9 protein-coding genes are annotated in these 13,196 nt (G+C 71.6%); 3 read left to right on the top strand and 6 right to left on the bottom strand.

The window, feature by feature from the left end; translation table 11 throughout:
* The 4 genes from ACIBQ6_RS28120 to ACIBQ6_RS28105 all read right to left on the bottom strand — a co-directional run bounded on the left by ACIBQ6_RS28120 (position 1) and on the right by ACIBQ6_RS28105 (position 7,033).
* Positions 1-1,077 carry an AAA family ATPase gene (locus ACIBQ6_RS28120; protein WP_358295318.1) on the bottom strand — a complete coding sequence of 359 codons (1,077 nt, stop codon included), beginning with the start codon at positions 1,075-1,077 and terminating at the stop codon, positions 1-3.
* A complete protein-coding gene (locus ACIBQ6_RS28115) occupies positions 1,074-4,580 on the bottom strand; it encodes a DUF4132 domain-containing protein (protein WP_397215503.1) in 3,507 nt (1,168 codons plus the stop codon). Before ACIBQ6_RS28115 ends, ACIBQ6_RS28120 begins: the two co-directional genes overlap by 4 nt.
* A gap of 187 nt (positions 4,581-4,767) precedes the next feature.
* Entirely contained in the window at positions 4,768-5,922 is a 1,155-nt protein-coding gene (locus ACIBQ6_RS28110; RefSeq protein WP_397215501.1) for a right-handed parallel beta-helix repeat-containing protein, read from the bottom strand.
* A 55-nt stretch (positions 5,923-5,977) separates the two neighbouring features.
* Positions 5,978-7,033: a nitrilase family protein gene (locus ACIBQ6_RS28105; protein ID WP_397215499.1), complete on the bottom strand. Its 1,056-nt coding sequence runs from the start codon at positions 7,031-7,033 to the stop codon at positions 5,978-5,980.
* 96 nt (positions 7,034-7,129) lie between these two features.
* Between ACIBQ6_RS28105 and ACIBQ6_RS28100 the strand changes: the two genes are divergently transcribed.
* Entirely contained in the window at positions 7,130-8,026 is an 897-nt protein-coding gene (locus ACIBQ6_RS28100) for a LysR substrate-binding domain-containing protein (protein ID WP_397215497.1), read from the top strand.
* A 48-nt stretch (positions 8,027-8,074) separates the two neighbouring features.
* Here ACIBQ6_RS28100 and ACIBQ6_RS28095 read toward each other — a convergent pair whose 3' ends face one another.
* On the bottom strand, positions 8,075-9,328 hold the full coding sequence (locus ACIBQ6_RS28095; protein WP_397215495.1) for a hypothetical protein: 1,254 nt from the start codon (positions 9,326-9,328) through the stop codon (positions 8,075-8,077).
* Between the two features lie 179 nt (positions 9,329-9,507).
* On the opposite strand from ACIBQ6_RS28095, the gene ACIBQ6_RS28090 reads away from it, so the two are divergent.
* Positions 9,508-10,326, top strand: a complete 819-nt coding sequence (locus ACIBQ6_RS28090) for an alpha/beta fold hydrolase (protein WP_397215493.1) — start codon at positions 9,508-9,510, stop codon at positions 10,324-10,326.
* A 307-nt stretch (positions 10,327-10,633) separates the two neighbouring features.
* Positions 10,634-11,122 carry a GNAT family N-acetyltransferase gene (locus tag ACIBQ6_RS28085; RefSeq protein WP_397215491.1) on the top strand — a complete coding sequence of 163 codons (489 nt, stop codon included), beginning with the start codon at positions 10,634-10,636 and terminating at the stop codon, positions 11,120-11,122.
* 76 nt (positions 11,123-11,198) lie between these two features.
* Here the strand turns inward: ACIBQ6_RS28085 and ACIBQ6_RS28080 are convergent, their stop codons facing one another.
* A complete protein-coding gene (locus tag ACIBQ6_RS28080) occupies positions 11,199-13,175 on the bottom strand; it encodes a right-handed parallel beta-helix repeat-containing protein (protein ID WP_397215489.1) in 1,977 nt (658 codons plus the stop codon).
* Between the last annotated feature and the right edge of the window lie 21 nt (positions 13,176-13,196).

Genomic DNA, 13,196 nt, shown 5'->3' with positions numbered 1-13,196 from the left:
TCAGCCCGGCAGCAGGTGGCGGGCCTCGTACAGGGCCTGCCACTGGTCGCCGTGTCGCCTGCGCTCCAGGTACCTGCGGAGCTTGGCCAGGTCCTCCGGGTTGTCCTTGGCGGCCGTGCCGGCCAGGCAGGAGACCAGGTCGGCGGCGGTGCCCGGCTCGCGGCGCAGGAACCAGCCGCGCACCCCGACGGCATGGGCGACCGAGACGGCCTCCGCGGTGCTCATCACCCCCGACAGCCGGTCGGTGGCGTCGCCGCGCGCGGTGTGCCCCTGGCGCAGGTCGCGGAAGGTGGTGACCAGGACCTCCAGCACGTCGCGGCGCGGCGGCGCGGTGACGCCCGAGCGTTCGAGCAGCGCCACCGCCTCCGCCTCCACCAACGCCAGCTCGGTGTCGAAGTCGGCGATCGGGAAGACGGTCTCGAAGTTGAAGCGGCGCCTGAGCGCGGCGCTCATCTCGTTGACGCCGCGGTCGCGGGTGTTGGCCGTGGCCAGGATCGTGAACCCCTCCTGGGCGAACACCATCGACTCGGGCCCGCTCAGCTCCGGTACGGCGAGCACCCGGTCCGACAGCGGTGACAGCAGGCAGTCCTGCACCTCCAGCGGGCACCTGGTGATCTCCTCGAAGCGCACCACCTTGCCCTCGGCCATGCCGCGCAGCAGCGGCGCGGGCACCAGCGATCGGGTGGAGGGGCCCTCGGCGACCAGCAGCGCGTAGTTCCAGGAGTATTTGATCTGGTCTTCGGTGGTGGCCGCGCCGCCCTGGACGGTGAGCGTCGAGGTGCCGCTGACGGCCGCGGCGAGCAGCTCGGACAGCAGCGACTTGGCCGTGCCGGGCTCGCCGACCAGCATCAGCCCCCGGTTGGTCGCGAGCGTCACCAGGGACCGGTCGATCAGCGAGGGATCGCCCACGAACTTGCGGCTGATGCCCAGCTTCTCGTCGCCGAGGACGAAACGGCGGGCGGCCCGCAGGCTGAGCGCCCAGCCGGGCGGCCGGTCGTCGGTGTCGTGCTCCCGCAGCCTGGCCAGCTCGCCGGCGTAGCGGATCTCGGCCGGGGGCCGCTGGGCGTGTCCGTTCATCGGGTGATGTCCCTGAGGTCTCGGAGGATCTCGGAGGTGGTGATCGGATCGAGGCCGTCGAGCCCCAGCTCGACCAGGGTCTGCTCGTCGGCGAGATCGAGGTAGCCGATCGAGATGCCCGGATCGAGGCCGATCGTGATGGTCCTGCCGCCGGGCACGTCCCGCTCGATCCAGCCCTGCCAGCCGGCGTCCTGAGGCGCGCCGCGCCGCCAGCCGCGCCGCTCCAGGCCGATCACCGCGCGGGTGGGGATCCTGGCGGCCTCGATCTCGGCCACCAGCGCCAGATCCAGCTCGTACGTCTCCCTGCCCAGCTGCGGAAACGGCTGCAGGATCTCGTAGTCGGCGAACACCTCGGACCAGGCGGCCAGGTCCTCCCCCAGTTCCAGCGGGTGCGCCACGCCTACGAGGGCGTCTTCGGGCAACGTCAGCGTGTCGTCCGCGACGTCGGCGAAGCTGCGGTCCTCGGCCACGCGCAGGGTGCCCATGAGCCGGCCCGACGGGTCGTACAGGCCCCATACCAGCCGCCGGACGATGTGCCGGAGCAGCGGGTGGCCGACGAGCAGCCGGCCGAAGTCGCCGGCGCTCCAGCGACGCCGGTTCACCATGGCCTGCTCCAGGCGGTGGATGGCGTCCCCGGCCACGGAGCGCACGTCCTTCTTCAGCCCGGCGAAGCGCCGGTAGGCGGCGGTCGCGAGCTCCTGATCGTCGTTGGCGCCCGGCTTGGGCAGGTTCTTCAGCCGCTTGCCCGAGGCGTCGGCCACGTACGGCTTGAGCTGCTCGTCGAAGCCCACCACGAACCGCCTGCGGCCGTAGTCGAGGGTCAGGCTGCCGTCGTCGGACAGGCCGAAGTCGGGCACCAGCCGGTCGGCCAGCTCCTGCGGCCTCAGGCCGAGCTCGGCGGCGACCTCGTCCATCTTCTGCTTGGCCCGGTTCTTCAGCCCGCCGAACTTGACCTTCTCGGCGATGCCGTGCAGGTGCATGAGCGCCACCTCCGAGCCGATGGAGGCCAGCAGGTCCAGGCCGGTGACCGCGCGCGCGTGCCCGCCCTCGCCCGGCCAGGTCCTGATCAGCGGGGTCAGCCGCCGTACGGTCTCGTCGTCGCCGAGCAACGCCTGCGCGTCCATCACCCAGCTCTCCTTGGACGGGTAGCCCGCCGCCTGCCAGCACTGGAACAGCGCCCAGGCGAAGTCGGCGAGGCTGCGGCCGTCGCAGGCCTGCCTGACCACGGCGAGACCGGCGTACGGGTCGCCCGGTTTGGAGATCGCCAGCATCGTCATCACGTGGCGGGCCGCCTCGGGGGGCAGCGCGCCCGCGTCGCCGCACAGGTGGATCGGGGTCGTGATCGCGACCTCCGTCCACTCGGGCAGCACGGGCATCCTGGCGGGCAGCACGTCGAGCGGGTCGGCCACGAGCAGGTCGGCGATGGCGGCCTCGGCGGCGGGCCCGTACCCTGCGGCGGCCTCGGCCACGGTGTCGCGGTGGCCGCCCGCGACCAGCGCCGCCAGCGCCTGCTCGGCCCGGAGCCGGGCCACGCCGGGCTTGCCGAGAGCAGCCGGGACCAGCGCCCTGGCGGCCGCCGCGGGGTGACGGTTCAGCCAGGCCAGCGCGGTGGCACGGACCGACTTCAGCCGGGCCAGCCAGTCGGCCATCAGCACGGCGACCTCCGGCGCCGCGAACGGCAGCAGCGACGCGGCGACCGAGCTGGGGCCGCGCCGGGCGCTGTCGACCACCATGGGCAGCGCCGCCGTCCCGAGCCTGGCCACCACCATCGGCATCCAGTCGCCCGCCCCCCACAGGTCGACAGGGCGCCACTTCCCGATCAGCGGCGCGGCCAGCTCCTCGGGCCCGGCGACGAACAGGGCGACCTCGTCGGACCAGTGGGCGCCCCGGCCCTCGGCGATGGCGCGGGCGATGTCCTGCCAGCTCCGGCGCCAGGACCGGCCCCAGGAATTCTCCGCCCGGGAGGAACGCCAGTTGTCCTTCTCGCCCGGCGCCCACACAAGGGCCGGTCCGTCGGTGCACGCCAGGCCGTCGACCACGACCACCTTGCGCGCCTTGCGCGGGCGGGTCCAGGGCGGGCTGACCAGCACCTCGGGCAGCGCCTCCGGCGCAGCGGCGGCGACGGCGCCGGCGGTCGCGATCCTGTCGAGACGCTCGGCGGCGCCGTCGCCGAGGCTCGCGCGCACCTCGTCCACCAGGTCGGGACGGGCCGCCACATGGGTGCGCAGCAGCAGGTCGACGACCTTGCCGCCGGACTCGGCCAGCATCCGCATCGCGCGGCGGGGGAAGCGGGAGGCCGCGCGCAGGAAGGCCGGCTGGGTGTACTTCTGCTCGACGCGGTCGAGGATCGCCCGCATCGCCGTGTCGTACGGCAGGTCGGCGAGCACGTGCAGCAGCCGCTTGCGGCTGTCCGCGCCGTAGGCGTGGTCCACCCAGACGGCCAGCAGCGGCACGGCCGCCTCGCCCATGCCGTCGACGACCGTGGCCGGCAGGGCGAAGGAGTCCCCCATGTAGGGGCCACGCACGTGGTCCGCGATCAGCTCGGCGTGCTCCGGCGTGCTGATGGCGGCGATCAGGCGGAAGGCGAGAGCCGGGAGGACCTGGCTCACCTCGGCGCAGTCGGCCGCGACCCACCCGGTCTGGGTGGGCGCCAGGTAGGAGGCGGCCACGCGGTGGTGGAGCCCGCCCGCGCGGCTCACCGCCAGCGCCGCGACGACCTCGGCGTACTCGGCGTCGGACGCGGCGGCCAGCACGGCGCGGACCCGGGCGTCGATCTGCTCGCCGGAGGCCCAGCCGTACCACCGGTCGGGGGCCTCGCCGTCGGCCAGCCGGCGGACCATCCAGGTGCCCCCGTCGTGGACGTAGTCCAGCGAGGCCAGCTCGGTCACGGCCACCGCCGCGAACACCGGGCCGCGTTCGGCCAGCCAGGTCTCGGGGAACAGGGACGACACCTCGCGCTCGTTCCATGGCAGGGACGCGGCCACCGCCTTGGCGACCACCGCCGCGCCCAGCGGTGTGCCGGCGGGCTCCCCCGCCAGGTACGCCGCGCCCGCGGCCGCGAGCTCCGGATCCGGGCACTTCGCCACCATGTCGGCCAGCAGCTGCGCGCGGTTGCCCAGCTCGGCGGCCAGCTTCTGCGGCGCGCCCGGGTCCGGCCGCCGCACCGGGGCCTTCGCTCCGCCTCGCCGGGGGTGGAGAGCGCGCAACCAGGCGGGCGGCAACGCCAGCCGGTCCTCGTCCTCGACGCCTCCGGCGGCCGCGGGTGAAGCCGCCTGCGGCGAGGCGGCCGTTTGGTCCTCCGCGTAGCCCTTGCCCATCTTCTCCGCCACCAGCTTGTCGGCGGCGGCAGTGGCGGCGGCGGCCGAGCCGAACGACTTGACCTGCGTCTGACCGGCCGCGCCCAGCCGTCCGTACCGGATGTGCAGCTCCGCGCCGTCCTGGCGCACCTCCCAGAACTTGGCCGAACTTCCGCCGACGAACGTCAGCGTGCGCTCCACGCTCATGCCGATACCTCCACGCCGCATCCCGTCGTCCTCTTGATCGACAGCGGCGAGTATGGCGGGCACGACCGACAAAGTTGCGCGCACCGTCAGCCGGGGCGGTCCTCGGCGGCGGTCTTCGGCAGGCAGCGGCCGAGCGCGCGGCACGGCCTGCCTGTCGCGGCGCGGGCGGGAGCGTGTCCGCGAGGGGTCAGCGGCAGGCCAGCGGGAGCGGTTGGGGACCGCAGGGACGGCCCCGGTTGCCGCCGCCGTCGATCGCTCCTGAGGGCGGCGTGATCCAGACGAAGTAGCCGGCGTTGTGCTTGCCCACGTTCCCCGTCAGGGTGATCGGGGAGCTTCTCCGGCCGATGTGGATGGCGCCACGTACGGGAAGGCCCGCCTCGTCGGTGAGCCCGCTGGGATCGTGGCCGTTTCCCTTGAACACGTTGTCGATGAACGACGACGTGGTGGAGTCCCTGACGTAGATGCCGGCGGTGCGGTTGCCGATGAACCGGTTGCGGGCGATGGTGGCGTCCATCAGGTAGCCGTACACGCCGATGGAGTTGTTCTTGAACGTGTTGTCCTCCACGAGCGTGTCCGGCGCCCAGCCGGCCCGTACCGCGATGTCGGCGTTCTTGAAGACGTTGTCGCGCAGCACGACGTTCCAGCTGTTGTCGTCCGAGCTGATCGGGGCGTTGTCGAAGACGTTGCCGGTGACGAGTCCGGCGTTGTTCTCGTTGAAGGACAGGCTGCCCGAGATCACTCTGCTCGACGTGAGCGTCGTGTAGGTGCTGCGGGCCGAGACGCGGTGCAGAGTGCAGCCGTCGATGGCCAGGCGGATCTGGCGGGCGTCCACGGCGTCCACGTCGCATCGGCGGGGGGAACCGCTGATCGAGAGCTCAGGCCAGGCGCCGCCGCGCAGCTTCACGGGGCCGCCGGTGATCGTCATGTCGCGAAGGGCGACAGTGATGTGGGGGGTGAGGGCGTCGTCGCCGACGCTGGTGGCGAACCCTTCGATCCGGCCGTCGCGTATGACGGTTCCGGTCCAGGCGGTCCCCTGGGAGCTGACCTGGACGCCGGTGCCGGTGCCCGCGCCCTGGAGGGTGTGCCCGGCCAGGTCGATGGTCACGTCGTCGGCGCCGACGATCAGCGCGTCACCGGGGCACGTCAGATCCCCGGTCAGGGTGACGCTCGCTGTCAGGACGCTCCCGCAGGTGACGGGGGCGCCTGCGGAGGCAGCGGCGGCCCGGCCGAGCCCGACGGTCGCGGTCAGCAGCAGGACGGAGCAGCCGGCCCGAACGAGCCGACGCGTCGTCGTGGAACGCCTGGGTCGGTGACCCGTGCGGACGAACCGTTCATCGCGCATGTGCCCTCCATCGCCGATCGACGAGATGCCTGCGTTCTCCTTTCGCTGGAACGGCTCAGTGGCGCGGCAGACCGAGGACATCGTCGCCGGCCCCGCTGCCGGAGGTGCGGAGGAGTGGCACCGGGTCGGTGGCGAAGCGGGCGGCGCGAGGCTCGCGTTCGTCCCCGAACCGGTGGGTGAGGATGCCGTAGAGTTCCGGGCGTCGTCCCTGGAGCCATCGGCGGCCGGTCGAGAGCGGCAGCAGGGTGAGGTCGAGGTCGGCGGTCACCATGTCGTCACCGGCCGCCCAGGTCTCGCCGAGGATGCGGCCGTAAGGGTCGATGATCATCGCGTTGCCGGTGCGGATCTCGTCGTCGTCCTCGCCGATGCCGTTGCTGAACAGGACGAACAGCCCGTTGTCATGAGCCCGGGCGGGCAACCAGCGCATCAGCCACTGGCGTCCGCTGGGGCCGCGCAGCTCGGCCTCGATCGCCTCCGGGGCGCTGTGCCGGTTCCGCCAGAGCTCCACGGGGATCGGGCGCATCCCGTGGGGGCTGCGCGAGGCGGTGCCGCCGGTCTGGTGGGGCGCCACCAGGATCGAGGCGCCCATCAGCGCGGTGGCGCGGACGTTCTCGACCAGGTTGTTGTCCCAGCAGATGAGGATGCCCATGCGGACGCCCCACGGGGTGTCGAAGACGGTGTAGGCGTCGCCGCTGCTGATCGCCGGGTGCTCGAAGGCGTGCAGCTTGCGATGACGGTGGACGGATCCGTCCGGGAGGCAGAGGGCATAGCTGTTGAACAGCCGCCCGTCCGTGTCGCTCTCCAGGAAGCCGACTCCTACGGCGACGCCGTGCCCGGCCGCCAGCGCGCGGACCGCCGTGACGGACGGACCGTCCACCGGCTCGGCGAGCTCCCGCAGCCGCTCGGGGGTCTGGCGGCGGAGATGCCAGTACCCCAGCAGGCACATCTCCGGGAAGGCGATGACCTGCACGCCGTCCGCGCTCGCCACGCGCACGTGGTGCTCGACCTGGGCCAGGTTGTAGGTCTTGTCATCGGGACGATGCTCGAACTGCACGGTCGCGCACCGCAACGTCGGCGTGGGGGTCTCGGCCGCCTCGTCGTTTTCTGCCATCTCGAATCTCCGGATCCTCGGGGTGGTTCACCAGCAGACCGCATGCGCGTCTCATTCGTCCAATGAATCTTTTTCGCTGTTCGATAGAGTCGCGGAATGGATCTGGTTCTGCTTCGCGCCTTCCTCACGGTCGCCGAGCACGGTCACTACGGCCGCGCCGCGCGAACGCTGAACGTCACCCAGCCGACGCTCACGAAGCAGATCCAGTCGCTGGAGGCGCAGGCGGGAGGCCGGCTGTTCGACCGCGGCCGGCACGGCGCCGTGCTGACCGACCTGGGCGCCGTCCTGCTCCCGGACGCGCAGGCTCTCCTGCGGCGGGCGGACGCGCTCACCCGGCGGATGGCGAGAATGGCCACCGGCGAGATCGGAAGGCTGTCGGTCGGCTTCGGGCTGTCGAGCATCGATCTGGCCCCTCGGATCGTCGCCGCCTTTCGGCGGCGCCACCCCGACGCGCACGTCACTTTGGATGACATGTCGTCACAGGCCCAGCTTGACCGGATCGACGCGGGCGACCTCGACGTCGGTTTCGTCCGGCTGCCGCTCGACGGCGGATGGGGACGGCTGCCGCTGGCCGGCGACCGCCTCGCCCTCGCCTGGGCCGACCATGACGACCGGCCCCCGCACGACGTCGGAGATCTCGCGAGATGGGCGGCCCGCCACGACTTCCTCCAGCTGGCGCAGGAGAGAGGGCCCGGACTGGTACGGCAGATCAACCACCTGTGCACCGTCGTCGCGGTCCGCCCTGCCGTCGTCCAGGAGGCTCAGGACCTGCAGACCGTGCTCGCGCTGGTGGCGGCCGGCGCGGGGGTCGCCTTCGTGCCGGCCAGCGCCCGCCGAATCGCGCCGTCCTCGGTCACGATCACGCCGATTCGCCATCCGGCGGCCGAATGGCAGATTGCCGTGGTGTGGAAGGACGGGCGGTCCGGCCCGTTGACGACGGGTTTCCTGGACCTCGTACGAGAACACGGTCTTCTCGAAGCCGGCGGCTCCTGAGCCGGCGCCTCAGTCGCGGCGCGTCCCCGCCGGTCACCCGCCTCGAATTCAGGAGATGGTGAGCGTGCCGTCCGGATTACGGGCGCACGTGACGATCGCGCGGGGCGTCGCGGCGAGGGCGCCGGCCAGGCACTGGCCGAGGACCGTGTGGCCCGCGGCGTTGGGGTGCCACGACTCCTGACAGGTCTGGAAGTAGGTGACGCAGGTGTTCGCCGCCCGCTGGATACCGATCTTGTCCCAGCCGGACAGGCTGGTGATGAACGTGCCGGACGGCCCGTCCTGCACCCGGACCGGCGTCGCGAGCGCACCGGCCGGGCTGCCGGGGTTCTCGCAGAGCCTGGCCCCGTCGAAGGCCCTCTGGACGTCCAGGACGCGCAGGTCGGCCGCCGGGCGTTCGGCTGCCAGTGTGGTGAACGCGTTCTTGACCAGTTGGCCGAGGTTCTGGGAGAACACGTGTCCGGGGGCGAGGCTGGCGCGGTGGATCGGGCACCCGGCGGCGTAGCGCTCGGCGCCGAGGGCGCGGAACTTGTCGCGGGTGTCGGTGCGGCCGTCCTCGTCGTAGTACTGCGGGGCGACGTCGGGCGGCAGCGGGTTGGTGTAGGTCTGCAGAATCACCTGGTGGACGCCGTCGGCGTCGATCTGGTCGAGGGTGTCCAGGATCTGGCGCAGGGCCGCGGTGGTCTCGGCGGTGGCGGCGGCGACCTCGGTGTCGGTGGCCAGGTCGGAGGCGGTGCAGGGCCGCTGCGGCACCTCGCCCTTCAGGTAGGCCCAGAACTCCCACCAGCCCGTCCAGGCGTCGGCGATGAAGCGGTTGGCGCACAGCGTGGCCACGTCGCCGAAGGTGAACTGGGTGTTGTTGGAGCCGAGGCCGACGAGGACGACGTCGATGTCGTTCGTCCGGGCGACGGCGCGCAGCTGGTCGAGTTGCGAGGCGACGGTGCGGCCCTCGGCCCGGGCGCTGGAGGGCGCGGCGATGTCGGCGGGCCGGGCGCCCGAGCACGCGAGGTTGAAACGTTGCTGGATGCCCGGGAGCGACGCCGCGAACACCGAGGCGTTCGCCGACCGGTGACAGAAGTAGGCGTTGCTGTTGGCCGCCGACCAGCCGGGGAAGGCCTGTGCCGTGCCGGAGGCGTCGACGACGGGCTGGTAGTTCCCCGCGCCCTCGCCGCTGATGAAGCTGTCGCCGAGCGCGACGGCGGCGGTGGGCAGAGCCGCCTGCGCCGGTCCGCTCTGCACGGTCTGGATGCCGGCCGCGCTCACCAGGAGCATGACAACCGCGGCCGCACTCTGGAGGAGCCTCATGACCACCTCATTTCATACTAATTAAGTACGAAATACGCCTGTGTGGATCACAACATGCGGCGCCAACAGCGTCAACATGCCGAGGCGAGGGATGGCGGGCACGCTTACCTGGGACGTAATTGTCGCCCTTACCTCTGACTGAAAAACTCAGGACATCGCACGACATAAGGAGTCATGAGATGTTCTTCCAGACCACGGACGGCACCCGCCTCGCCTACGAGGACTACGGCCAGGGCAAGCCCATCGTCTTCGTCGCCAGCGTGATGCTCTCGGCGGACATGTGGGAGTACCAGATCCCGTACTTCGTCGAGCGCGGTTACCGGTGCGTCGCCCTCGACCGGCGGGCCCACGGCCGCTCGGACCGTCCCTCGACGGGCTACGACCTGGACACCGGCGCCGACGACCTGGCCGAGCTGATCGAGCTGCTCGACCTGCGTGACATCACCCTGGTCGGTCACTCGATGGGCGGCGCCGAGGTCGCCCGGTACCTGGCCCGTCACGGCGACGAGCGCGTCGCGCGGGTGGCGTTCGTCTCGGCGATGCTGCCGTTCCTGCTGCAGACCGACGACAACCCCGAGGGAGTGCCGGGCGCCGCGCTGGAGGCCTCGATGGCGGCCCTGGACGCCGACCGTCCCAAGTGGCTGGCCCAGCGGGCGCAGGCGTTCTTCGCCACGCACCTGGGCAACGAGATCTCCCCCGCACAGGTGGAATTCACGCTGCGGCAGTGCCTTGAGGTCTCGCCGTGGGCGATCCGCCAGTACCAGCGGGCCGCCATGACCTTCGACCACCGGGCCTCGCTGGCCGAGATCGCCGTGCCCGCGCTGGTCGTGCACGGGGCCGCCGACGCCTCCATACCGGTGGCCGTCAGCGGGCGGCGCACCGCCAAGCTGGTTCCCGGGGCGACGTACCTGGAGCACCCGACCGGCGGGCACGGCCTGTTCGTCACCCACCGCGACCGCTTCAACGACGACCTGCACACCTTCATCAAGTCCACCTGACGACGGCCGCGGTCATGACCGCCATGGATCGGTGATCACTCGACCACCCGGCCTGTCGCCTTCTTGCCGTCCATGCGTACGGCCAGGCAGTAGACGGTCCTGTGACGAGGCCAGTCCTCCGGGGCCGGCCCGACCCACGCCATCCCGATGTCATCCCTTTTCGACTTCTTGATGCGCATTCTGGGAAGGCAGCCGTTCTGCGCCAGCCGCGTCATGTCCGCATCCGGGTACGGCCCCTGCGGGAGGACAGCATCAGAGCGCTCCGGAGGCTCTGCTGACGTCTCGGCGTCGCCGGTATATTGGGCGGATGCTGATCAGGGAAGCCACCGTGGACGACTGGTCGGCCATCTGGCCGTTCTTCCGCGAGATCGTCGCCGCCGGTGAGACCTTCACCTATCCGCTCGATCTCGGTCAGGAGGAGGGGCGCGGCTGGTGGCTGCTGCCCGCCCCGAACCGTACGGTCGTCGCGGTCGACGACGACGGGACGATCCTCGGCACCGCGAAGATGAACAACAACCAGATGGGCAACGGCTCGCACGTCGCGAGCGCCAGCTACATGGTCGATCCAGCCCATTCCGGGCGTGGTGTGGGCCGCGCGCTGTGCGAGTACACGATCGAGTGGGCCCGCACCTCGGGTTTCCGCTCGATGCAGTTCAACGCGGTCGTGGAGACCAACGAGACGGCGGTGCGGTTGTACCGGAAGCTCGGGTTCGAGGTGCTCTGCACCGTGCCGGAGGGCTTCCGGAGCCCGGCGAAGGGCTACGTCGGGCTGCACATCATGCACCGCGCCCTTTGACGACCTCCCGGAAGGCGCACCGCGCGCCGGACCCGGCGCCCATGGTGGAGGCCACGGACGCCGGGCCGCTTCTGTCCTACCGGGTCGCTCCGGCCACCCACTTGGGGGCGCCGTACTGGTAGGCGCCGAGACTCGGGAGCGGGTCCGTCGAGCCGTCGTTGACGCCGGGCAGCGGGATCGCCTGGTTGCGCGCCGGGGACGCCTCCGACAGCCGGTAGTCGCGCCCGGCCGGGTCGACGAACAGCGGGTCGACGTCGGCCGGCAGGTTGTTGGACAGCACCATCCCGCCGTTCGTGGCGCCGTCGAGGCCGCGGATCGGGCCGATGTTGTTGTAGACCTTGGTGCCGGTCGAGTTGCCGGGCTCCTTGACGTAGAACATCGTCATGCCGCCGGTGTTGTTGTAGACGCCGTTGTTGTGCGAGCCGCCGCCGAGGCCGTTGAGCATGACGGTCCCCTCGGGGTTGCCCCAGCCCACGTTGGCGGCGATGGTGATGTTGCTCTGCCCGTTGTCGGCGTAGACGCCGGTGACCCCGAACTTGGTGGCGCCCCACCTCGGCGCCGGATCGTGCAGCACGTTGTGGTCGATCGAGGTCCCCAGCATGTCGGAGCCGCAGCAGGTGTAGACCGCGGCCACGTCCAGGCTCAGCCGGGCGTACTGGGAGATGTCGTTGTAGGCGATGCGGTCCGGCCCCGGCGTGCCGCCGGCGGCGTTGTCCCACTGCAGGTTCACGCCGCTGCGGCCGACCCGGTAGATGGTGTTGTGCGTGACCGTCTGGCTGTTGCCCTGCACGGCGACGCCGGCCGCGTAGGTGCCCAGGTAGTCCACGTCGTGGATGACGTTGTTCGTCGCGGTGTTCCGCATGCCGCGCAGCGCGATGCCGTTGCCGGCGCTGAGTGACAGGTCGCTGTTGACGACCTTGTTGTCCGTGCCGTTGAGCACGATGCCGGTGTCGGCGACGCCCCGGGTGACGGTGGAGCCGCAGTCGGCGGCGCCGCGGGTGATGTCGGTGTAGTGCGACAGGTACGTGCCGGTGATCCCGTCGATCACGACGTGGCTGCTGCCGGGCCCGGTCTCGACGGTGGAGGCGAACAGGCCGACGCCGGCGATCGTCGTGTGGCTCGCGTTCCGCAGGTCGAAGGCCAGCGTGCGGGCCTTGGCCTCGATCACGTGCCGGTCGGGGTCGTCCTCGCTGTACAGGTAGAGCCGTTTGCCGGCCGGGTCGTAGAACCAGGTGCCGGGGTGGGCGAGTTCGCCGATCTTGCCGGTGAGCGCGTACCGGGTGTCCTTCGGGATCACCTTGTGGACGCACGGCGGCGCCACGTCGAGCACGACCGAGCCCACGTCGGAGCTCTTGATCGTGGAGGTCGCGGTGATGTACCAGTAGTTCGTCGTCACGCGGGCGCCGTTCCAGTAACCGGCCGGGCGGGTCAGCGCGTCGTCGGCGACGGTGGCCTCCGCGCTGCCCGGCCCGGCGTACCGCACCGCGGGTTCGAGCAGGTCGAGGCCGGGATAGGGCCACTGGGCCTCGACGTTCATCCGCTTGTCGGTGAAGGTCTGCACGGTCGTGACGTCGGGTCCGAGGTCGGCGCGGGCGCTGTAGACGTGACCGTCGCGCACGGCCTGGGCGAAGGGCGAGCCCGGCGCGTACGGGTCCGACTGCGCGATGCGGGCCACGTCCTGGCCGGTGACCGGGGACCAGCCCCTGATCCGCTTGGCGCCGCTCACCGTCACGCGCGCGCCGGGGGCCGCCCGGTAGGTGATGGGCAGTCCGGCGGCGCCCGACCGGGCGGGCACGACGGTCTCCTTGTACGTGCCCGAGTGGATCAGGCAGGTGTCGCCGGGCGTCATGACGTCGGCGCACCGCTGGATGTGGCGGTAGGCCGTCGCGGCCGACCGGCCGCCGGCCGAGTCCCTGCCCCACGGCGCGACGTGGTAGGTGGTGCCGCCCGCGCTCGTGCCCTGCTCGGCCGCCGCCGGGACGGCCGGGAGGGCTGCCAGCACCGTCGCGATCACCATGGCCGCGAGCGGCCGCCGATTGCGTGAGAACGTCATGGTCCTTCTTTCCGTGACGGG

Source organism: Nonomuraea sp. NPDC049655, from assembly GCF_044465465.1.
Lineage (GTDB): Bacteria > Actinomycetota > Actinomycetes > Streptosporangiales > Streptosporangiaceae > Nonomuraea.
This window is presented reverse-complemented; position numbering and strand designations above follow the sequence as displayed.

What these genes read in the sequence shown, in the direction of transcription:
- ACIBQ6_RS28120 (WP_358295318.1), bottom strand. Translation starts at nt 1,077, where the DNA reads ATGAACGGACACGCCCAGCGGCCCCCGGCCGAGATCCGCTACGCCGGC.
- ACIBQ6_RS28115 (WP_397215503.1), bottom strand. Translation starts at nt 4,580, where the DNA reads ATGAGCGTGGAGCGCACGCTGACGTTCGTCGGCGGAAGTTCGGCCAAG.
- ACIBQ6_RS28110 (WP_397215501.1), bottom strand. Translation starts at nt 5,922, where the DNA reads ATGCGCGATGAACGGTTCGTCCGCACGGGTCACCGACCCAGGCGTTCC.
- ACIBQ6_RS28105 (WP_397215499.1), bottom strand. Translation starts at nt 7,033, where the DNA reads ATGGCAGAAAACGACGAGGCGGCCGAGACCCCCACGCCGACGTTGCGG.
- ACIBQ6_RS28100 (WP_397215497.1), top strand. Translation starts at nt 7,130, where the DNA reads ATGGATCTGGTTCTGCTTCGCGCCTTCCTCACGGTCGCCGAGCACGGT.
- ACIBQ6_RS28095 (WP_397215495.1), bottom strand. Translation starts at nt 9,328, where the DNA reads ATGAGGCTCCTCCAGAGTGCGGCCGCGGTTGTCATGCTCCTGGTGAGC.
- ACIBQ6_RS28090 (WP_397215493.1), top strand. Translation starts at nt 9,508, where the DNA reads ATGTTCTTCCAGACCACGGACGGCACCCGCCTCGCCTACGAGGACTAC.
- ACIBQ6_RS28085 (WP_397215491.1), top strand. Translation starts at nt 10,634, where the DNA reads ATGCTGATCAGGGAAGCCACCGTGGACGACTGGTCGGCCATCTGGCCG.
- ACIBQ6_RS28080 (WP_397215489.1), bottom strand. Translation starts at nt 13,175, where the DNA reads ATGACGTTCTCACGCAATCGGCGGCCGCTCGCGGCCATGGTGATCGCG.